General features: G+C 61.4%; 20 protein-coding genes. 8 read left to right on the forward strand and 12 right to left on the reverse strand.

Annotation, left to right across the window (positions count from 1 at the left end):
- Window positions 1-19 precede the first annotated feature (19 nt).
- The 4 genes from CAG18_RS05065 to CAG18_RS05080 all read right to left on the reverse strand — a co-directional run bounded on the left by CAG18_RS05065 (window position 20) and on the right by CAG18_RS05080 (window position 5,183).
- Window positions 20-1,609 (reverse strand): PAS domain-containing methyl-accepting chemotaxis protein, encoded by a 1,590-nt coding sequence (locus CAG18_RS05065; protein ID WP_085720513.1) that lies wholly within the window; start codon window positions 1,607-1,609, stop codon window positions 20-22.
- Entirely contained in the window at window positions 1,606-3,852 is a 2,247-nt protein-coding gene (locus CAG18_RS05070; protein WP_085720514.1) for a bifunctional diguanylate cyclase/phosphodiesterase, read from the reverse strand. The genes CAG18_RS05065 and CAG18_RS05070 overlap by 4 nt, the downstream gene beginning before the upstream one ends.
- Before the next feature lie 170 nt (window positions 3,853-4,022).
- Window positions 4,023-4,334, reverse strand: a complete 312-nt coding sequence (locus CAG18_RS05075) for a hypothetical protein (RefSeq protein WP_015271022.1) — start codon at window positions 4,332-4,334, stop codon at window positions 4,023-4,025.
- Window positions 4,335-4,496: 162 nt separating this feature from the next.
- Window positions 4,497-5,183, reverse strand: coding sequence for a FadR/GntR family transcriptional regulator (locus CAG18_RS05080; RefSeq protein ID WP_085720515.1), 687 nt, complete (start codon window positions 5,181-5,183; stop codon window positions 4,497-4,499).
- Window positions 5,184-5,445: 262 nt separating this feature from the next.
- On the opposite strand from CAG18_RS05080, the gene CAG18_RS05085 reads away from it, so the two are divergent.
- The 4 genes from CAG18_RS05085 to CAG18_RS05100 are packed head-to-tail and all read left to right on the forward strand — an operon-like array spanning window position 5,446 to window position 8,288.
- Window positions 5,446-6,231 (forward strand): transporter substrate-binding domain-containing protein, encoded by a 786-nt coding sequence (locus CAG18_RS05085; RefSeq protein WP_013973355.1) that lies wholly within the window; start codon window positions 5,446-5,448, stop codon window positions 6,229-6,231.
- Window positions 6,232-6,253: 22 nt separating this feature from the next.
- A complete protein-coding gene (locus CAG18_RS05090; protein ID WP_003258372.1) occupies window positions 6,254-6,919 on the forward strand; it encodes an amino acid ABC transporter permease in 666 nt (221 codons plus the stop codon).
- Window positions 6,920-7,567 carry an amino acid ABC transporter permease gene (locus CAG18_RS05095; RefSeq protein ID WP_013973354.1) on the forward strand — a complete coding sequence of 216 codons (648 nt, stop codon included), beginning with the start codon at window positions 6,920-6,922 and terminating at the stop codon, window positions 7,565-7,567. It abuts the gene before it with no gap.
- Window positions 7,554-8,288, forward strand: a complete 735-nt coding sequence (locus tag CAG18_RS05100) for an amino acid ABC transporter ATP-binding protein (RefSeq protein WP_015271020.1) — start codon at window positions 7,554-7,556, stop codon at window positions 8,286-8,288. Before CAG18_RS05095 ends, CAG18_RS05100 begins: the two co-directional genes overlap by 14 nt.
- Before the next feature lie 167 nt (window positions 8,289-8,455).
- Here CAG18_RS05100 and CAG18_RS05105 read toward each other — a convergent pair whose 3' ends face one another.
- The 4 genes from CAG18_RS05105 to CAG18_RS05120 form a co-directional block, all read right to left on the reverse strand.
- The gene (locus tag CAG18_RS05105; RefSeq protein WP_015271019.1) at window positions 8,456-9,454 is read right to left on the reverse strand and encodes a transketolase family protein; all 999 of its coding nucleotides are present in this window, start codon (window positions 9,452-9,454) and stop codon (window positions 8,456-8,458) included.
- The gene (locus CAG18_RS05110; protein WP_015271018.1) at window positions 9,451-10,299 is read right to left on the reverse strand and encodes a transketolase; all 849 of its coding nucleotides are present in this window, start codon (window positions 10,297-10,299) and stop codon (window positions 9,451-9,453) included. The genes CAG18_RS05105 and CAG18_RS05110 overlap by 4 nt, the downstream gene beginning before the upstream one ends.
- A gap of 23 nt (window positions 10,300-10,322) precedes the next feature.
- Complete coding sequence (locus tag CAG18_RS05115; RefSeq protein ID WP_015271017.1) at window positions 10,323-11,621, reverse strand: MFS transporter; 1,299 nt, start codon at window positions 11,619-11,621, stop codon at window positions 10,323-10,325.
- A gap of 74 nt (window positions 11,622-11,695) precedes the next feature.
- Entirely contained in the window at window positions 11,696-12,445 is a 750-nt protein-coding gene (locus CAG18_RS05120; RefSeq protein ID WP_085720516.1) for an SDR family NAD(P)-dependent oxidoreductase, read from the reverse strand.
- A 198-nt stretch (window positions 12,446-12,643) separates the two neighbouring features.
- On the opposite strand from CAG18_RS05120, the gene CAG18_RS05125 reads away from it, so the two are divergent.
- A complete protein-coding gene (locus CAG18_RS05125; protein WP_054572477.1) occupies window positions 12,644-13,564 on the forward strand; it encodes a LysR substrate-binding domain-containing protein in 921 nt (306 codons plus the stop codon).
- Between the two features lie 239 nt (window positions 13,565-13,803).
- Complete coding sequence (locus CAG18_RS05130; RefSeq protein ID WP_054572478.1) at window positions 13,804-14,994, forward strand: MFS transporter; 1,191 nt, start codon at window positions 13,804-13,806, stop codon at window positions 14,992-14,994.
- Window positions 14,995-15,047: 53 nt separating this feature from the next.
- Here the strand turns inward: CAG18_RS05130 and CAG18_RS05135 are convergent, their stop codons facing one another.
- Complete coding sequence (locus CAG18_RS05135) at window positions 15,048-15,563, reverse strand: DUF4880 domain-containing protein (RefSeq protein WP_054572479.1); 516 nt, start codon at window positions 15,561-15,563, stop codon at window positions 15,048-15,050.
- Between the two features lie 438 nt (window positions 15,564-16,001).
- Complete coding sequence (locus tag CAG18_RS05140) at window positions 16,002-16,313, reverse strand: DUF6124 family protein (protein ID WP_025339827.1); 312 nt, start codon at window positions 16,311-16,313, stop codon at window positions 16,002-16,004.
- Between the two features lie 130 nt (window positions 16,314-16,443).
- Here CAG18_RS05140 and CAG18_RS05145 point away from each other — a divergent pair, with 130 nt between their 5' ends.
- Together CAG18_RS05145 and CAG18_RS05150 are read left to right on the forward strand one after the other, a co-directional pair.
- Entirely contained in the window at window positions 16,444-17,109 is a 666-nt protein-coding gene (locus tag CAG18_RS05145; RefSeq protein WP_085720517.1) for a LexA family transcriptional regulator, read from the forward strand.
- 86 nt (window positions 17,110-17,195) lie between these two features.
- Window positions 17,196-17,810 (forward strand): LexA family transcriptional regulator, encoded by a 615-nt coding sequence (locus CAG18_RS05150; protein ID WP_085720688.1) that lies wholly within the window; start codon window positions 17,196-17,198, stop codon window positions 17,808-17,810.
- 136 nt (window positions 17,811-17,946) lie between these two features.
- On the opposite strand, the gene CAG18_RS05155 is transcribed toward CAG18_RS05150, so the two are convergent.
- On the reverse strand, window positions 17,947-19,899 hold the full coding sequence (locus CAG18_RS05155; protein ID WP_038409976.1) for an acetyl/propionyl/methylcrotonyl-CoA carboxylase subunit alpha: 1,953 nt from the start codon (window positions 19,897-19,899) through the stop codon (window positions 17,947-17,949).
- A complete protein-coding gene (locus CAG18_RS05160) occupies window positions 19,896-20,711 on the reverse strand; it encodes a gamma-carboxygeranoyl-CoA hydratase (RefSeq protein WP_085720518.1) in 816 nt (271 codons plus the stop codon). The genes CAG18_RS05155 and CAG18_RS05160 overlap by 4 nt, the downstream gene beginning before the upstream one ends.
- Window positions 20,712-20,713 lie beyond the last annotated feature (2 nt).

A 20,713-nucleotide genomic window follows, 5' to 3' on the forward strand; every position in this document is an offset into this window, starting at 1 on the left:
GGAATACGGTGCGAACCGGTCACCCATTGCGCTGGCGCCCCCAAAGTTGCGCCGACAGCAGTTGAAGGCGCTCGGCCAGCTTGGCGACATGGGCTGCAGTGGTTCGACTCTGGTTGCTGGCGAGCACGCTTTTCTGGGTGGTTTGACTGATATCGGCCAGGTTGCACTGGATGCTGTCACCCACCGCGCTCTGCTCCTCTACGGCGGCAGCGATCTGCACGCTCATGCCGCTTATTTCATCTACGCGCTGGGTGATCCCGTCCAGCGCCCGGGCAGCCAGCAGTGCCTGTTCGACACTGACACCGGCCTTGCTGTGACTGCGCTGCATCGCAAGCACGGCATCCCCCGTGGAACGCCGCAGGGTGTCGATGGTGCCCTGGATGTGAGCAGTGGATTGCTGAGTCCGCGAAGCCAACCCGCGCACCTCGTCGGCGACCACCGCGAAACCCCGGCCCGCCTCTCCAGCGCGGGCAGCCTCGATGGCGGCGTTGAGGGCAAGCAGGTTGGTCTGTTCGGCGATGCTTTGAATGACCTCGAGTACGCGGTCAATTTCATTGCCATGCTGTTCCAGTTGATGAATCACCATGCTGGTCTGTTGCACTTCGCTGGCGAGGCTATCAATGTGCTGGCGGGTCTGCTCAACCAGTTGGTGGCCGCGGTCGGATTCCTGGTTGGCCAGGTTCGCGGCGCTGGCGGTGAGCTGAGCGTTGCGCGCCACTTCCTGCACACTGCTGGCCATCTGGGTTATTGCGCTGGCAACCTGGGCAGTTTCCCCCTGCTGGCGGAGGGTCGCGCAATTGTTGTTGTCCACTGCAGACAGAAGCTCTTCGGCTTCCTTGCTCAACTGGCGGGACGAATCGGCAATGCGTCCGACTATTGCCCGGGTCTCGGCTTCGAGCATTTGCAGGGTGAAATCGATCTGGCCAAACTGGTCGCGGCGGCCGCTGTAGAGAATCTGGCTCAGCGGATTGTCGGCGATATTCCTGGCTTTTCGGGCAAGGGCGTCGAGGGGGCGCAGGCTGAAGCGCAACACGCCGCCAAGCAGCAAGCTCGATAGCGTCATGGAGAAAGCGGCATGGCTCCAGGACAACGCACCCAGCAAGCCCAAGGCAGCAAAGCACAGCAGGTTCACGCCAGTGCTGGCAAGTGCCAGGCGCATGCCGACGGACAGCCGTGACATACGCAGGCAGTTGGTCTTTTTACCACTACGCAACTGTGCATAGAGATGTTCAGCAGCCTCCACCAGCGCTTTGGCCGGTAGCGTGCGAACCGATTGGTATTCTACTGTTTCGCCATTGCGCTGCATCGGCGTGACATAGGCGCTGACCCAGTAGTGGTCACCGTTCTTGCAGCGATTTTTTACCAGCCCCATCCACGAGCGTCCATCCTTGAGTGTCTGCCACATATGCGCAAAAGCTTCTGGCGGCATGTCCGGGTGGCGCACGATGTTGTGATTGACGCCGAGCAATTCGGATTCACTGAATCCGCTGATGTTGATGAAGTCGGGATTGACGTAAGTGATGGCGCCCTTTGGGTTGGTTGTTGAAAGAATGTTCGCGTTTGCGCTGAATTCGACGGCACGACCACTGACCGGAAGATTGGTTTTCATTGTTTTTCTCCTGAACTGACAGGTACGCGCCGCGTAACTGCGCTTCCTTCGAAACGGTCTTCTGTGCTGAGCAGGTGTTGTATCTGAGCGGCGGGTTGTGGTCGGCTGAACCAGTAGCCTTGGGCGTAGTGGCAGCCTTCACCGAACACGAATTCGAGTTGCGCCGAACTCTCGATGCCTTCGGCCACTACTTCCAGGCCGAGGCTACGGCCGAGAACGATGATTGCCTGGCTGATCGCGCTCTGTTTGTTCTCGTAAGGAACGCCGGTGATGAAGCTCTTGTCGAGCTTGAGGATGTGCAGCGGAAAGCGCGTGAGGTAGCCGAGCGAGGAGTAACCCGTGCCAAAATCGTCCAGCGCCAGCAGAACACCAAGGCTGGTCAGCTCATGCAGACAGGCCAGCGTGTCCATGTCGTCATGCATCAGTTGGCTTTCGGTGATCTCCAGGATCAGGCTGGCGGGAGGCAGGCCGCTTTCTTGCAGGATATCGATCAGCCGGAGGGTGAAGTCGGCTTGTTGCAATTGCGTGCTGGAAATGTTCACCGAGCAGCGCAGGCGCTCATGCCCGGCCAGTTGCCAGGCCCGGGCCTGCTGACAGGCCTGGCGCAGTACCCATTCGCCGACGCGGATGATCTCTCCCGATTCCTCCAGCGCAGGGATGAACTCCAGTGGCGAGATCAGACGTTCGCCATGGCGCCACCGCAACAGCGCCTCGACCCCGGTCACCACAGGTGTCCCTTGGTCCAGGTGATAGATCGGTTGGTAGTACAGTTCGAATTCATTCTGTTGCAGTGCCTGGCCTAGCGCGGATTCCAGTTCCAGATGCTGCTGCGCGGTATCTTGCAGTGTTTCGTCGTAGTGGGCGTACCGCGCCTTGCCGGCAGACTTGGCTCGGTAGAGGGCAAGGTCGGCAGCCTGCAGCACATCCAGGGCTTTGCCATTGTCGTGCAACGGAGCGATGCCGATGCTGGCGCTGACCACCAGGGTTCGACCGTCCATGTGCAGCGGTTGGTGCAGGTTGTCGAGGATGCGTTGGGATATCTGCTCGGCGTCGCGGTCGCAGGTGAGGTCGTGAAGCAAAACGATGAATTCGTCTCCGCCGAAGCGGAACAGTTGGTCAGTGGGGCGCAGCGACTCTTTCAAGCGCCTTGCCACTTCCACCAGCACGCGATCACCGACGTTGTGGCCGAGGCTATCGTTGATCAACTTGAAGCGGTCCAGATCGATGAACAGCAGCGCTTCGTAGTCACCGCCCTTGCGCTGCTTCCTGAAGGTCTTCTGCATTTGCTCGTCAAGCCGGATGCGGTTGGCCAGGCCGGTCAACGGGTCATGCTGGGCGGTATGTTGGAGGCGCTGCTCGGCATCCTTGCGTGCACTGATATCAGACTGCGAGCCAGCCATGCGTAGCTCGCCAGGGTTGGTCATTTCGGCGACCCCCCGCACGAGGACCCAGATGTAGTCGCCGTTGTGCTTGCGGATACGGTACTCGTGGTGAACGGATGATGTCTGCCCTTGAAGATGGGCATCGATGGCATGGCGGAAATCGGGCAGGTCGTCCGGGTGCACGCGACCGAACCAACTGGAACTGCTCTCGCCGATGCTGTCGCGGCTGAGGCCAAGCATGCTGGCCCAACGCTCTGAAACGTAGAGCCGGTCCTGATCGACATGCCAGTCCCACAGCCCGTCGTTGGCACCGCGCAGCGCGCGGGCGAAGCGAGCCTCACTATCTTCCAGCGCCTTGTGCTGGGCCGCACTGTAGGTATCGATGGCCAGCGTCATGTCGAAGAACACTGCCTTCAACAGGCTGGAATACAGCGTGGCATCCGGGCTGTCGCCGAACACGCTTTCAAGCATGTCGTCGAGGTAAAGCCGATAGCTGCCGAGATACCACTTCAGCTCCAGGCCGATCTGCTGATGGATTACACCGATGCGCAGGCGGCCGTTGACGTAGGTTTCATCGTAGGGGCCGCTCCACAAGCGCTGGTAATACTCAGCCTGGCTCTGCTTCAAACGGGCGGTGACTTCCGGCGTGCGAAGCAACGCGGACGGCGTGGAAAATTCCGCCAGGTGACGGTACAGATGGTCGACGAAACCTTGCTGGGACGGGGCCATGTACTGAGCTGCTACGCCTAGTCGTCTGGCATCTTCGGCGCTCCAGTCGAGAAAGCGAAAGCGTTCGACAATCTCCGCATGGTCGAGACGGATACGCTTGAGTAATTCCTCGAGGTCTTTTGTCACCTTCATTCACATCCCCCGGTGTTGGAGAAGATTCCTTTTTGCTGAACAAAAAAAAGCGCCGTGGCAACAAGTTCTGCTCAAGAACTTGTTGCCACGGCGCTTCGTCTTTCAGGCCTATTATCCTGCTCGGCAAAGCCGGTTCCCGCAGGGCGGAACCTGGTGATGGCACATTCACATCACTGGGGATCTTCCGACAATTTATCCAGCAATGCAACCAGGCGTCGCCGCAGCAGCCCCAGTTCGCGGGATTTGAAGGCGTGTCGGGTCTGTTCGAGAACCTCGGTGGCATCCAGCAAGGCAGCCTGTATCTGCCCAGCCGAGCCTAACTGGGTTTCACCGAGCCAGCGGCAAAGCGGGGCGACGCTGCAATTGCCAGGCGTACTCAGCACCTCGCAATCGGGTGCTACAGGCGCCAACAACTGGCGCAATTGATCGGCCAGTTCAAGATTGTTGCAGATAATTCTGGTTGCCGGGTTGGACTCGCTCATCAAACTGCATTCCCATATGTTTGGTGTGCTGTTTACAACACCGCCTATGGCGTTTGATTGATTCAGGTCAATGCTGAAACCTTTCCACTTACCCTGTTAGGGTGATGTTGCTGTGTGCTGTCATGCACGGCAGGCCTGGTATTCCGGTGTTTGGCGGACTAGTCAACATGGGAACACCACGTTCGTGCGCGATGCCGCGTTGCGGATATGCTCCTGCATTGCACGCTGTGCTCCGGCCTGGTTGCCACGGGCAAGCTGGCGCAGGATCTTGCGGTGTTCCTGCCAGGTCTCCATGGCGCGTTCAGGGCGAATGAAAGGCAGCTTCTGGCTCTCCAGGAAAATGTCCTGGCTGGTGGTGATCACCTGCAGCATGGCGTGGTTGCCACTCGCTTCCAGCAGGCGGCGGTGAAAGGCGAAGTCCAGGCGCGCTGCGGCCTCGAAATTGCCGGCGCGCAGCTCCTGGCGCATCGACTCGACATTGGCTTCGAGCGCATCGATGTCCGCTGCCGTCAGGTACAGCGCCGCCAAGCCGGCGGCGAACCCTTCGAGTGCATAGCGCAGTTGGAAGGTATCGACGGCGGATACCTGTCCGGCATAGGGCCAGGAGAAGCCGGTGGCGGATGGCGGCGCCTGGACGAATACCCCCTTGCCCGGTTGTACGCTCACCAGCCCCAAGGCGCTCAAGGAGGACAGCGCCTCGCGCAGGGAGGCGCGGCTTACACCCAACTGCTCTGCCAGGTCACGTTGGGAGGGCAGGGCATCACCGGGCTGGTAGTCGCCTTCCTGGATCAGTTTGCGGATAGCCTGCAAGGCGATTTCCGGAACTGCGCGGGGGAGTGTGTCGAGCATCTGTTCAGACCAGCTGGCAAGGGGTCTGCGCTTTTTAAAGGCTTTACTGGTTGCCTGGCAAGTATCGCCCCATGCTGACGCAGCGGGGCAGGTGGCTGCACGAAAGGGGGGCGATGGCAGAGGGTAGGCGCTAGCTGTTCAGACCAGTAAGACCGCGCGATGCCAAGGGGCGAAAGCGTATTCCGGGGCTGCCGGGCAACACTGGCACGGCCTGTGCTTTTCGGGCTAGGCAACTTCTTCGCATGCACCCGAGGCATTTTCCATGAAAAACATCCGTTCCTTGCTTCTGGCCGCCCTGGTTTGTGGCGGCGTCATGAGCGTTTCCCACGCCCAGGCCGATGCGCTGGCCGACATCACTGCCCGGGGCGTGCTCAAGGTAGCCGTACCCCAGGACTTCCCTCCCTTCGGCTCGGTGGGGCCGGACCTCAAACCTCGCGGCCTGGACATCGACACCGCGCAGCTACTGGCTGACAGGCTCGGCGTCAAGCTGGCGCTGACCCCGGTCAACAGCACCAACCGCATTCCGTTCCTCACTACCGGCAAGGTCGACCTGGTGATTTCCAGCCTGGGCAAGAACCCGGAGCGGGAAGCGGTGATCGATTTTTCCCGCCCCTACGCACCGTTCTACCTGGCAGTGTTCGGGCCGGCCGAGACGTCGATCGACAATATCGGTGCCGTTGCCGGCAAGACCATCAGTGTCACACGTGGCTCGATCGAGGACATGGAGTTATCCGCGGTCGCCCCTCAGGGTGCGGTCATCAAGCGCTTCGAGGACAACAACTCGACCATCGCCGCTTACCTGTCGGGCCAGGTCGAGCTGATCGCCAGCGGCAGCGTGGTAATGGCTGTCATTGCCGAGAAGAACCCGAACAAGGTGCCGGTCATGAAGGTCAAGCTCAAGGACTCGCCAGTATACGTGGGGCTGGCCAAGCAGGAGCCGGCCTTGCTCGAGAAGGTCAACGCCACTCTGAATGCGGCCAAGGCCGACGGCAGCCTCGACCGCAATGCCGAAAAGTGGCTGAAGCAGCCATTGCCGGCCGACCTTTGAACGGCCCTGGAGTCGCCGACCCATGGCCTATCAATTTGACTTTTCCCCTGTGCTGGCCCAAGGCGGCCTGCTGCTCGAAGGGGCTGTGTTCACGCTTGAGCTGACGTTGATCGGCACCCTGTTCGGGGTGGCTATCGGTGTGCTTGGTGCGGTGGTGCGCGCCTGGCGACTACGGCCGTTCGATGCGCTGTTCGGCCTTTACGTGGAACTGATCCGCAACACGCCCTTCATCGTCCAGTTGTTCTTCATCTTCTTCGGCCTGCCCTCGCTTGGCGTTCGGTTGACGGAATGGCAGGCGGCGGTACTGGCCATGGTGATCAACCTTGGGGCCTATTCCACCGAAATCATTCGGGCGGGTATCCAGGCCATTCCCAGAGGGCAACTGGAGGCTGCGGCGGCATTGGCCATGAGTCGTTTCGAGGCTTTTCGCCATGTGGTGCTGCAACCTGCACTGGCCAAGGTCTGGCCGGCCCTGTCGAGCCAGATCGTGATCGTAATGCTCGGGTCGGCGGTGTGCTCGCAGATCGCCACAGAAGAACTGTCGTTCGCCGCCAACTTCATCCAGTCGCGCAACTTCCGGGCTTTCGAGACATATCTGCTGACCACGGCTCTGTACCTGGTCATGGCTATCCTGGTGCGCCAACTGCTGGCATGGATCGGCCGGCGCGCTTTGACGGGGAGACGCTGAATGGATTTCACCTTGTGGGACATCGTGCGCAACCTGCTCGCAGGTTTGCAATGGACCTTGCTGCTGTCGCTGGTGGCGTTCGTCTGCGGTGGTATTGCCGGGCTGTTGCTGCTGTTGGCGCGAATCTCCGATAGCCGGATGCTGCGTGGCGCGGCCAGGAGCTACATCGAGCTGTTCCAGGGGACGCCGCTGCTGATGCAGCTGTTCATGGTGTTTTTCGGCATCGCCCTGTTCGGCATCGATGTTTCGGCCTGGATGGCGGCGGCCATCGCCTTGACGTTGTTCACCAGTGCCTTTCTCGCCGAGATCTGGCGAGGCTGCGTCGAGTCCATACCACATGGCCAGTGGGAGGCCTCCGGCAGCCTGGCCATGAGCCGTCTGGAGCAGTTGCGCCACGTGATCCTGCCCCAGGCCCTGCGCATTGCCGTCGCGCCGACCGTCGGGTTCTCGGTGCAGGTGGTCAAGGGCACGGCGGTGACCTCGATCATCGGTTTCACCGAGCTGACCAAGACCGGCGGCATGTTGGCCAACGCCACTTTCGAACCGTTCCTGATCTACGGTCTGGTGGCCGTGGGTTACTTCGTCCTTTGCTACCCGCTCTCGCTGAGCGCCCGTTACCTGGAGAGGAGGCTGCATGCCCCTGCTTAGAGTGTCCGCATTGCACAAGTACTACGGCGACAATCATGTGCTCAAGGGTGTCGACCTGGCGATCGAGGAGGGCGAGGTGGTCGCCATCATCGGCCGTAGCGGTTCCGGCAAGAGTACCTTCCTGCGTACCCTCAACGGCCTGGAGTCGATCAGCGATGGGGTGATCGAGGTGGATGGCGAATACCTGGATGCCGGCCGCGCCGACTTGCGCTCGCTGCGGCAGAAGGTTGGCATGGTGTTCCAGCAGTTCAACCTCTTCCCTCACCTGACAGTGGGCCAGAACGTGATGCTTGCACCCCAGGTGGTGAAGAAGGCCGGCAAGGCCGAGGCCCGCCAGTTGGCCGAGCAGATGCTCGCCAGGGTTGGACTGGGTGACAAGTTCGACGCCTACCCGGACCGCCTTTCCGGCGGCCAGCAGCAGCGGGTGGCGATTGCCCGGGCGCTTGCCATGTCGCCAAAGGTGTTGCTGTGCGACGAGATCACCTCGGCGCTCGACCCCGAGTTGGTCAACGAAGTGCTCGGTGTGGTGCGCCAACTGGCCAGTGAAGGCATGACCCTGATCATGGTCACCCACGAAATGCGTTTTGCCCGGGAAGTCGGTGACAAGCTGGTCTTCATGCATCAAGGCAAGGTCCACGAGACTGGCCATCCACGCGAGGTTTTTGCGGCGCCCCGAACAGCTGAGCTGGCGAATTTCATCGGTAGCGTGGCAGGAGGTTAGGTAGCGTCTGCAGGTTTCGTCGCCCCAAGAAAAATGCTCCGTATCGAATGTTACGGAGCATTTCTCATCATTGCCTGGATCCCAAGGGCCGCGGTGTGCCTCTGCCATGGGCCAGGTATCCATCACGCTTGCATCCGCCGCGCTTCAGGTTTGACCCACGGCTACGGTCAAAGCCATGCCTTGATCTGTCTCGATACAGCGTCAGTGGAGATCCCGTATCGGTCATGCAAAGTCGGCAGTGCCCCTGCATCAAGAAACGCATCCGGTAGCGCGATCTGGCGGAAGGTTGGTGTGACCCCGTTGCGCAGTAGTACGCCGGCCACAGCTTCGCCCAGGCCCCCTATGATCGAGTGGTTTTCCGCAGTGACCACCAGGCGACCAGGCTTGCGTGCCTCGGCGAGGATGGTCTGCTCATCGAGCGGTTTGATGGTGGGTACATGCAGCACCGATACATCCACACCGTCCTTTTGCAATTGCTCGGCAGCCTCCAGCGCGCGCATGGTCATGAGGCCGCTGGCAATCAACAGCACATCCCGGCCACCGCGCAGCACCTGTGCCTTGCCCAGCTGGAACTGGTAATCGTAGCGATCGAGCACCAAGGGTACGTTGCCGCGCAGCAGCCTCATGTAGACCGGCCCCTGATGGGCGGCGATCGCTGGCACAGCCTGCTCGATCTCCAGCGCATCACAGGGGTCGACGATCATCAGGTTGGGCATCGCCCGGAAGATGGCCAGGTCATCCGTGGCCTGGTGGCTAGGACCATAACCGGTGGTCAGGCCAGGCAGCCCGCAGACGATCTTGACGTTGAGGTTCTCTTCTGCGATTGCCATGCAGATGAAGTCGTAGGCCCGACGGGAAGCGAACACCGCATAGGTGGTGGCAAAGGGGGTCATGCCTTCCCGTGCCATGCCGGCAGCGGCGCTCATCAGCAACTGTTCGGCCATGCCCATTTGATAGAAGCGCTCGGGGTGGGCTTTGGCGAAGATGTGCAGGTCGGTGTACTTGGACAGGTCGGCACTTAGGCCAACTATATCCTGACGTTGCTCGGCAAGGCTTGCCAGGGCATGGCCGAACGGGGCAGGGCGGGTCGGCTGGCCGTCGGCGGCAATCGAGGCGATCATGGCCGAGGTGGTCAGGCGTTTCTTGGGTGAGTTCACTGTGCTCATGCTTGGCTCCCGGCGTCCAGCGCTTTCAGGGCGAGGTCCCATTCGTTTTCATCGACGCGAATGAAGTGCGTCTTGTCGCGGTTTTCCAGGAAAGGCACGCCTTTGCCCATGCGGGTATCGCAGATGATCACGCGCGGTTGCGCCCCGGCGTGGGCACGAGCCTGGTCGAAGGCGCCGACCAGCGCATCCAGGTCATTGCCGTCCACGCGTTGAACGAACCAGCCAAAGGCTTGCCAGCGGTCGACGATTGGCTCGAAGGCCAGTACTTCGCTGGAATGGCCATCCGCCTGCTGGTTGTTCACATCGATGATGGCGATCAGGTTGTCCAGGCGCCAATGGCTGGCCGACATGGCGGCCTCCCAGGTCGAGCCCTCGTTGAGCTCGCCATCGGACAGCAGGTTGTACACCCAGCTGTCCGACCCCTTGCGTTTGAGCCCGAGGCAGGCGCCGACGGCGATGCCCAAGCCGTGGCCGAGCGAGCCACCGGTGATCTCCATGCCTGGGGTATAGGCAGCCATACCAGACATGGGCAAGCGGCTATCGTCGCTACCGTAGGTTTCAAGCTCATACTCTGGGATTACGCCGGCCTCGATCAGTGCGGCATAGAGGGCAATCGCGTAGTGCCCGATGGACAGGTAGAAACGGTCGCGCTGCTCCCATTCGGGGTTGCCGGGGTCGAGGCGCAGCGCATGGAAATACGCGACCGCCAGCAGGTCGGCGGCGCCCAGCGCCTGGCCGACATAGCCCTGGCCCTGGACTTGCCCCATGCGCAATGCGTGGCGGCGGATATTGCGAGCGCGCACAGCCAGCGGCAGCGCCTCGGTGTAGGTAGGCACAGCAGTCATTGAAGTGACTCCTTTTTATCGAATCAACGATTGACCAGATGGGCCGGTACTCGCGACACCAGGAAGGCGCCAGACATGAGTACCGCCGTGATGAGATACATGCCGATGGCATTGCTGCCCAAGGTGGTAGTGACCCAGCCGATCAGGTAGGGCGAGCAGAAGCCGGCGAGGTTGGCGAAACTGTTCACCGCCGCGATGCCTGCCGCCGCCGATACACCTCCCAACAGCGTGGTGGGCAGCATCCAGAACAGTGAAGAGGCGGATAGCACTCCAGCCGCAGCGAGGCACAGGCTGAGGATCGACAACGTCAGGTTGCTGCCCAGTGCTGCGGCGAGGCTCAGGCCCAGTGCACCGATCAACATGGGGATCGCCAGGTGCCAGCGGCGTTCACGGTGACGGTCGCCGCTGCGCCCGGCCCACAGCATCGCGACGATGGCACACAGGTACGGCAGGCTGGTCAGCAGGCCGATGTGCAAAGGTTCGCTGACGCCGGCATTGCGTACCAGTGTGGGTAGCCAGAACGTGATTGCGTACTGGCCCATCACTACGCAGAAGTAGATGCCCGCCAGCAACCAGAGCCGACGGTCGCGGATGAAGTCGGCCACCGAGCCGTGGTTTACCTTGTGTTGTTCGTCTTCAGCCAGTTCCTTGCGCACCAGGGCTTTTTCTTCGTCGCTCAACCAGTGTGCCTGATCGACGCCATCCTTCAGGTAGCTCAGCACCAGAACGCCCACCAGTACCGTGGGGATGGCTTCGAGCAGGAACATCCACTGCCAGCCCGCCCAGCCGTGAACGCCGGCAAAGCGCTCCATGATCCAACCCGACAAGGGGCCGCCGATCATGCCCGACAGCGGAATCGCGATGAACCACAGCGCGGTCATCTTCGCTCGGCGGTAAGACGGGAACCAATAGGTCAGGTACAGCAGAAGCCCTGGTGCCAGGCCTGCTTCGGCGATCCCCAGCAAAAAGCGCAGGGTATAGAATTGCCAGGCTGTCTCCACCAGGGCGAACATCGCCGAGATGATGCCCCAGGTGATCATGATGCGAGCGATCCAGCGTCGAGCGCCCACTTTGTGCAGAATGATGTTGCTGGGCACCTCGCAGAGAAAGTAGCCAATGAAGAACATGCCGGCGCCCAGCCCATAGACCGCTTCGGAAAGGGCCAGGTCGTCCATCATCTGCAGCTTCGCAAAGCCGACATTGACCCTGTCCAGATAGGCGCACAGGTAGCAGAGCATGAGAAAAGGCATCAGTCGCCAGGCCGTTTTACGGTAGGCACTGCTGCGTGCGGCGGATACCGCATCGAGCGCTAATGTGGTCATTCGTTCTGATCTCTTGTTGTTATCGAACGCGTGACCTGCGCCGGGTCAGGTGCAGGTCACGATGCACCGGGTGCTCAGTGGATCAGCATCCCGCCGTTGACATCCAGGGTAATGCCCGTCAGGTAGCTGGACAGGTCACTGGCCAGGAACAAGGCCGCATTGGCGACATCGCGCGCCTCGCCCAGGCGGCCCAAGGGGATGCCTTCGATGATGGCGTGACGGCGCTCATCCTGCATGAGGCCACCGGTGATGTCAGTGTGAATCAGGCCTGGCGTGATCGAGTTGACGCGAATATTGTCCGGCCCCAGCTCGCGGGCCATCGCCTTGCCCAAGCCAAGCACGCCAGCCTTCGCTGCGCTGTAGTGAGGGCCACCGAAAATGCCGCCACCACGCTGGGCAGAAACCGAAGACATACAGATGATGCTGCCGGCGCGTTGCGCCCGCATGGTTGGGATCACCGCCTGGGACATCAACAATGTGCCACGCAGGTTCACGTTGAGAATCCGGTCATAGTCAGCCCCGGTGATTTCCAGAGTTTTCACCGGCTGGGTGATGCCGGCATTGTTTACCAGCACGTCGATCCGACCGAATTGCGCGAGCACTTGAGCGATGGCATCACGCACTTGTGCTTCATCGGCAACGTTGGCAGCCACGCCGAGGTGGCCTTCGCCCAGGGAAGCGGCAACCTCGGTCGCGGCGGAGGCGTCCAGGTCCAGGATCGCGACTTTGGCGCCCTGAGCGGCAAACGCCTGGGCTGTTGCGCGGCCGATGCCGCGGGCAGAGGCCGCGCCAGTGATCACGGCAAATTTTCCTGTTAACAGCATCGAAGGTGCTCCAGATGGTTGTTGTTGTGAGCGGCGGTTCCAGGCAGAACCGATAGGCACAGCTTCGTCCCGGACAGCACCCCGAGCAACGCTGCCTCCTTCACCCGGTGCTGAAAAAAATTCAGCCCTCGACTTGTGCCTTGGGCTTACAGGAAGGTAAAAGCCTTGGTATCGCTTCGAATCCTTCAGGAAATGGTCATGAGCCTGGACATCCTCAGAAAATCGCCTCAGATCCCTTCCCTGAAAGCAATTCAGGCCTTCGAGCAAGTCGCTCGCTTCGCCAACGTTGCACGGGCCGCAGAGCAGTTGAACCTCACGCCCTCTGCGGTGAGCCACCAGATCGCTAACCTGGAAGCCTTGATCGGTCGTCCATTGTTCATTCGCGAGGCGCGCGGTGTTGCATTGACCCCGGCCGGAGAGCAGTACCTGCGCGAGGTATCAGGCATATTGCAAAGCCTGGCTACGGCCACCGAGCGCGCCGGCAACTCGGTGGGCTTCGATTGCTTGCGGCTTCATTCCGCGCCCAGCTTCGGCCTGCTCTGGTTGCTGCCGCGCCTGGACCATTTTCGTAACAGTCATCCGCAGATCCAGATCAACCTGTCGTGCTCCTACGAGTCGCTGCACTTCGGCCGCCATCAGATCGATCTGGATATCCGTCATGGCTACCCCAACTGGCCCAGCCTGGAAGTGCGTACCATCCGGCATGAACGTGCAACTGTGCTGGCCTCGCCACAGCTTCTTGAGCGTACGCCTATCAAGCAGCCGGGCGATCTGCTGGGGCAGAACCTGATCCTGTCGGAAGCCGCATTGGTGCAATGGCCCCAATGGTTCGCACAGCAAGGCGTGGCGTTGCCACAAACCCCCTACGCCCTGAGCTTCGATCGCTCCTACATGAGCCTGGAGGCCGCCAGCCATGGGTATGGGTTGGCCTTGGAGAGTTCCCTGCTAGCGCAGGACTATATCGCCCGGGGCGAGTTGGTACCGGTATTTGCGGAAGACTTGGCGACGCCCGTCAGTGCCCACCACCTGGTATTTCCGCGAGGCCATGCTGAAGCTCCCAGGGTTCGCCAGTTCCTTGAATGGGTGCAGGGCCAGCTCGGTCATGACTTCAATTACTGAGAGCAGTTTGCACAACAGATCAACTGCGCTAGGGGCCGGCTATCGAGTCAGCAGAAGGCTGGATAGCACCAGAACTCAACGGTAATAAGCAACAAGGGAAAAGCCCTACAACGCTATCGGAAGTTTCGCTGCCCGGTTCGGGTTGTACATCTTCAGGGTGTCGCTACCATCAGGGCTCGGCGCTTACATGGAGTTTCCAGTGACTACTTCCGGCAATACAAGAAGGCGAGGTTGGTAGCGTGAATCAGCCCTTGGGTTCGCTCAGTAGCTTTCTGCGCTCGGCCTTGCTGATTCTGTTGTGTCTATTGGGCGTATTCCCTCTGGATGTGATCCTGCCATCATTCCCAGCGCTCGCAGGCGAGTTTCACGTCGAGCCACAGCAGATAGCTTACTCGGTGAGCTTCTTTGCGTTTGGTGTCGCCTTGGCGCAAATCGTGATCGGGCCATTGGCGGATGGCATGGGGCGCAAGCGGTTGTTGCTCGCTGGGTTGGGAGTGTCCATTGCAGGGGCAATGGGTTGTGTACTTTCAACCCGCTATGAGACGTTCATGGCGTTCCGTTTGCTGCAGGCCTTGGGTTGCGGGAGTTTCGTGCTGGGCCAGGCGCTCGTGCAGGATCTGTACAGTGGTAGGCAGCGCAATGCCATGCGTATCCTGCTGACCAGCGCAAGTGGGCTGTTCATCTCGTTGTCACCGGTCGCAGGCGCTTTTCTCCAACAATCCTTTGGCTGGAAGGGCAGTTTTACGGTATTCGCTTTCATAGCCGTGACCGTTTCATGCCTGTCATATGCATTGCTGCAGGACACGCCTGCATCGCGAGGCCGTACGTCGGGCATGCGCTGCTACTGGGTCATGCTGCGTGATACGACCTATCTTGCGCACTCCCTGTTGTCCAGCCTGGCGTTTGCCTGCCATTTTTCCTTCATCGTTGTCGCGCCATTGGCGTTGATGGACAGCCTGGGGCTGACGCCATATCAATTCTCGGTGGTATTTATCGCCTATGGGCTTGCGTATATCGTTGGCGGAGTAGCCGCGACCTATTTGAACAACCGCGTAAGCCCGCAGGTTCAGATCAAGACGGGATTCCTGCTCATAGCTGCCGGGGGCATCACGCTGTTTATCTGGGAGCAGGTTGCAGGGTTGACGGTGGCGAGTCTTATGCTGCCGATGATCATCTGCACGACGGGGACAACGCTGGTGCGTCCTGCTGCGACGACCCAAGCCTTGGCGCGTTACCCGCAGCAAGCCGGTGCGGCAGCGTCGCTCAATACGACATTGTTGTTCGCAGGTGGTGGTTTGGCCGGCAGTCTTGTTGCTGGCGTCGAAAGCGAGCTGCCGATGAGCCTGGGGCTTCTGTTCCTGGGTATCAGTTTGTGCGGATGGCTACTGCTTGCATGCCTGACGGAAACGCTGACCAGCACTCGAACTTGATAACGACCGAGCCATCCGCGGTGAAAACGATAACGGTGTAGCGCAGGTGTTGATCAGGCCCAGAAACCAAACAGCACCAACGCCGCCACGCCAAGCCCGACCGCAACCGAACAGCCGCCCAACGACAGCGCCGCCCGACCTTGCCGGTACCAACCATCCTGGCCCAGTTGCCGTGCCGGTGCCAACAGGCTGCGCCAGTGCATTTCCGTGTCATGAAACGCCTGCAAGTTCGCCATGTCCGCATCCAGCCAACGGCGAAAATCGATCCGCTCGCACGCCGTCACCTGTGGGCTCTGCAAGCGCACATACCATTGCCCGGCAACACTCGCCAGCACATCCCGGCGCGAGCGACCGGCCTGCAGTGCCTGGTCCATGTGCCGCTCGATGCTCGCCAATGGCAGATCGAGGCGGGCGGCGATGCTGGCGAAGTCCAGTTGGTCGAGGCGGTTGAGCAGGAATACTTGTTGCACACGCCGTGGCAGGCGTCTCAGGACGTGCAGCAGGGCGTCGTCGGCATGATGTTCGGCAGCAGAGGTTGGGTGTTCAAGGGGCAGCAGCAGACGGCTCATGGACAGCTCCTTGCTCTATGGAGGGGGGAGGGATGGGGGCATCTTCCGTGATGCGTGATCAGCGTAGGTGAAACGAGATTGATTCTCAAGTGCTGATTTCGCAAAGTTTTGTAATGAGCGTTCACGCCCTGAAACACCTTTGCTATCATGCGCGCCATCACGATCTTCATTAGCCTGAAGAGCCAAAAAAAAGACCCAGCAAAAAGCTGGGTCAAAAACCGTGATTAGCCTGATGAGGAGATAATCTGAGAGCGACCTAAGCTCCAGGTTATCCAGCAGATCTCGCGATCAGCTGAGTGCAATAATAATCGTTATCATTTGCCAGTCAAATGAATTTTCGGTAATCCGGTAAAAAAGTTTTACCGGTGCGCTTCCTTGTCCCGGCAATCGGGGCCTTCGCCGTTACCCGGCCATCACGTTCTCTCCCTTCTTTCTTGCTTACAAACCCGATTCCACGGTGCGTTTGTGCTCGAGCAGTGCGCGCGCCATGTCCATCATGTGCATCAGGGCAAAGGTCAGTTCGCGCTGGCTGCCGTGCTGGTGGGTGGCGGTTTCCTGCGCGGTGGCGGCGGCGCAGCGCAGCAGGGCGATGGCGTGTTCCTGGGCCTGGTCGCCGGTTACACCCTCGTGCAGGGTCCAGATCCTGTTGTCCAGGGTGGGACGCGGCGGGTTGGGGTTGAGGTAGTAGTCGAGGGCGCGGCGGGCGGCTTCGCTGTCGAGATCTGTTTCGTCGTTTTTCGGGGGTTTCATCCTGATACCTGCTAACACCAGTGGGGAAAGGGCTCAGGTCGATACTAATACCTAAAGTATTTTTGTGCTTTCCGATAAATAATACTGAATGTTTATTGAGCGCTAGAAGGCAGTCCGTATCGTGCCAGCGATGAATATGGATAAATGGATTGCCCTCGTCCGTGACCGGATGGAGGAGCTAGGGCTCACTCAGGAGCAGCTTGCCGAGCGCGTTGGCGTGTCTCAAGGCAGCGTGGGGCATTGGGTGAACAAGCGGCGTCAGCCGAAGATCGAGTCGATGAACCGCACGTTCGTCGAGATTGGCATGCCCCATTACAACGTCAGCCTGCAGTTGCGCATTGTTGGTCAGGTCGGCGAGGAGCGTGGCATTTACGAGGTCGATGACTCCGATGATGACCTGGACCTCATGCAATACATCGTGTGCTTCCGCTACCCGGTGCTGGGCTGGGATGAGCTAGGTATCGCAGAGGGGGAGGAGCCAGGTGTGTTCGAGCAGACGGACTACCTGGCCCAAGGCAAGGCGTTCTGGCTGACTGTCGAGAATGATGCGATGAGTGCCGCCAGTGGCCGCAGTGTGCCGCAGGGCATGCGGATGTTGGTGGATCCTGGGGTAGATGCCGAGCCAGGGCGTCTGGTTATCGCTCGTCAGCCGGGCAAACCTGCGATCTTCCGTGAGTTGGCGGAGGAAGGTGGGCAACGGTACCTGAAGGCACTCAACAGCAACTACCCGGCGCTGTTGTGTGAGGAAGGCTGCGAGTTTCTGGGTGTGGTCGTGCGAGTGCATGGTTCCTTCTAGATTGCCGGGGCTGCTGCGCAGCCCTTTCGCGACACAAGGCCGCTCCTACAGGGATGGCGCAAGTCTTGGAGCTGCAGTATCCGCTCATGGAAAACTGGATCGCGTTTCTCAAGCGCTACAAGCGTGAACACAACCTCAGCCAGCTCAAGCTGGCCGAACGCCTGGGCATGACACAGGGCGGCGTAGGGCATTGGTTGCGCGGTTCACGACGGCCGACACTGGAGACCATCAACGAAAAGCTCGAGAAGCTTGGGTTGGTGTCTCTTGAGGCCCAAGTCATGGTGGTCGAGCGTGGCATTGCGTCTGAAGCCTCAGGGTGTAGTGCGAGCTATCGTTTCCCCGTGCTGAGCTGGGCCGATTTGCAGGGGCCTTTGCCTGAGGCGAGCAAATCCCATGAACAGACGGACTATATGCCCGCCGGCAATGCCTTCTGGCTGGTGGTGGAAAACGACTCGATGAATGCCGCCAGTGGCAGGAGCGTGCCTGAGGGTATGCGTGTGCTGGTGGATACCGGCCTGCCGGCGGAGCCAGGCCGGTTGGTGATTGCGCGGCAGCCCGGGCGGCCGGCAGTGTTGCGGCAGTTGGTCGAGGAGGGCGGAGACAGGATGCTCAAACCGCTGAATACGCGCTATCCGACAGTCCTGTGTGAAGACGGCTGCGAATTTCTGGGTGTGGTCGTGCGGGGGCACGGGGTCTTCTAGATTGCCGGGGCTGCTGCGCAGCCCTTTCGCGACACAAGGCCGCTCCTACAAGTACCGCACCAACCTCAGGGTATGCACCGTACCTGTAGGAGCGGCCTTGTGTCGCGAAAGGGCCGCAAAGCGGCCCCCAGGACTCTTACTCCGCCAGTTCGACCAGCACCGTCCCTTCGCTGACCATATCCCCTTCCTGGCAGAACAACGCCTTCACCGTGCCGCCATGCGGCGCGCGAATGCTGTGCTCCATCTTCATGGCCTCCAGCACTACCAGCGCCGTACCTGCCTCCACCACCTGCCCAGGCTCCACCAGCACCCGCACGATGCTGCCGTTCATGGGCGCGCCCAGGCCGCCCTGGTGGCTGTGGCTGGCCTCGGCCTCGGCGATCGGGTCGAAGGCTTCGATGGCATGCATCTCGCCGTCCCAGTGCAAGTACAGCGTGCCACCGCGGCGGATCGCCAGATGCTGGCGACGCACGCCAGCCTGGTCATGTACCAACTGCTCGCCCAGCAACTGCCAGGTAGACGCAGCGCTGCGCTCCAGGGCGACTGCCTGGTCCTGCCCGCCACTGACCAGGTGCAGGCTGCTGCGCGCCGGCAGGCCCAGGCGCAGGCCGTTGCGCTCGGCCCACGGCGAACTGCGGTCGTCCTCCCGCTGGTGTGCGGCCTGGCCCTGCAACCAGGCCTCGGCCGCGGCTTCCCAGAAGCCTGCCGGCAGCGCTTGCGGCGCGGGCAGCAAAACCTCCTGGTGACGCGGAATGAAGCCAGTATCCAGTTCCGCTGCAGCAAACGCCGGGTGGGCGAGAATGCGCCGCAGGAAGGCGATGTTGGTCTTCAACCCGCCAATGGCAAATTCGTCGAGCATGGCCAGCAAACGCAGGCGCGCCTGCTCGCGGTCTTCGCCCCAGGCGATCAGCTTGCCCAGCATCGGGTCGTAGAACGGCGACACTACATCACCTTCGCTGACCCCGCTGTCCACCCGTCGCCCTTCGCCGGCCGCCGACTCGCGGTACAGCGCCAGCTTGCCGGTCGCGGGCAGGAATTCGTTGGCCGGGTCCTCGGCATACAGGCGCACTTCGATGGCATGGCCGATCAGCGGCACCTGTTCCTGGGTGATCGGCAGGGCCTCGCCGCAGGCCACGCGAATCTGCCAGGCCACCAGATCAAGCCCGGTAATGGCCTCGGTGACCGGGTGCTCCACCTGCAGGCGGGTGTTCATCTCCATGAAGAAGAACTCGCCACGGGCATCGAGCAGGAACTCCACGGTGCCGGCACCCACGTAGCCGATGGCCTGGGCCGCGCGTACCGCCGCTTCACCCATGGCCCGGCGCAATTCGGCTGACAGGCCTGGCGCAGGGGCTTCTTCCACCACCTTCTGGTGGCGGCGCTGTATCGAGCAGTCACGCTCGTTGAGGTACAGGCAGTTGCCGTGCTGGTCGGCGAATACCTGGATTTCCACATGGCGCGGCTTGAGCACGTACTTTTCCACCAGCATGCGCGCATCGCCGAACGACGACTGCGCCTCACGCTGGGCCGAGGCCAGGGCGTCGGCCAGCTGGCTTTCTTCCTCGACCACTTTCATGCCCTTGCCACCGCCGCCGGCGCTGGCCTTGAGCAGCACCGGGTAGCCGATGCGTTCGGCGGCGGCGCGGAAGGTGTCCAGGTCCTGGGCTTCGCCGTGGTAGCCCGGCACCAGCGGCACGCCGGCGGCTTCCATCAGCGCCTTGGCCGCCGACTTGCTGCCCATGGCGTCGATGGCGCTGGCCGGTGGGCCGAGGAAGATCAGCCCGGCCTCTTCGATGGCACGGGCGAAGCCTGCGTTCTCGGACAGGAAGCCATAGCCCGGGTGGATGGCCTGGGCGCCGCTGGCCTTGGCTGCGGCCAGCAGCTTGTCGACCAGCAGGTAGCTTTCGGCAGCCTTGGTGCCGCCGAGGTCGACGCGGATATCGGCTTCGCGGCTGTGCCGGGCATCTCGGTCGGTGGCACTGTGCACGGCCACGGTGGTCAGGCCCATGGCCTTGGCGGTGCGCATCACCCGGCAGGCGATTTCGCCGCGGTTGGCGACCAGCAGGGTGGTCAAAGCGGGGCGGCTCATGGGCGCGGCTCCTTCTTGTCATCGATTTGCCAGGCGGGGCGGCGTTTTTCCAGGAAGGCGCGCAGGCCCTCCTGGCCTTCGGCGCTGACGCGGATGCGGGCGATGGTGTTTTCGCAGTAGCGGCGCAGGGCCGGGCTGAGTTCACCGTCGTCCACTTCACGCAGCAGGTCCTTGGTGGCGCGTAGCGCTTGCGGGCTGTTCTGGAGCAGGTTGCTCACCCAGGCTTCGACCTGGGCGTCCAGTTCGCTGGCCGGGTAAACCTCGGCCAGCAGGCCCAGCTCGCGGGCCCGTACGCCGCTGAAGCGCTCGGCGGTGAGGGCATAGCGGCGCGCGGCACGCTCGCCGATGGCCTTGACCACGAACGGGCTGATCACTGCCGGGGCCAGGCCGATGCGTACTTCCGACAGGCACAGCTGAGCGTCTTCGGCACCGATGGCCATGTCGCAGCAACTGATCAGGCCCAGCGCGCCGCCAAAGGCCGCGCCTTGCACCACGGCCAGGGTCGGCGCCTTGAGGCGGTGCAGGGCGTACATCAGCTCGCCCAGCTCGCGGGCATCATCCAGGTTGGTGTTGAAGTCCAGCTGCGCCGACTGCTGCATCCAGGCCAGATCGGCGCCGGCGCTGAAGTGCCGGCCGCGGCCGCGCAGCAGCACGAAGCGTAGGCTGGTGTCCTCGGCCAACTGGTCGAGGGCGACGATCAGCTCGCGGATCATCAAGGCGTTGAAGGCGTTGTTCTTGTCCTCGCGGCTCAGCCACAGGGTGGCGAAGCCGCGCGGGTCGCGGATCACTTCGAGGGTGCTGAAATCGCTCATGG

It is taken from the genome of Pseudomonas sp. B22(2017) (genome assembly GCF_002113105.1).
Taxonomy (GTDB): domain Bacteria; phylum Pseudomonadota; class Gammaproteobacteria; order Pseudomonadales; family Pseudomonadaceae; genus Aquipseudomonas; species Aquipseudomonas asiatica.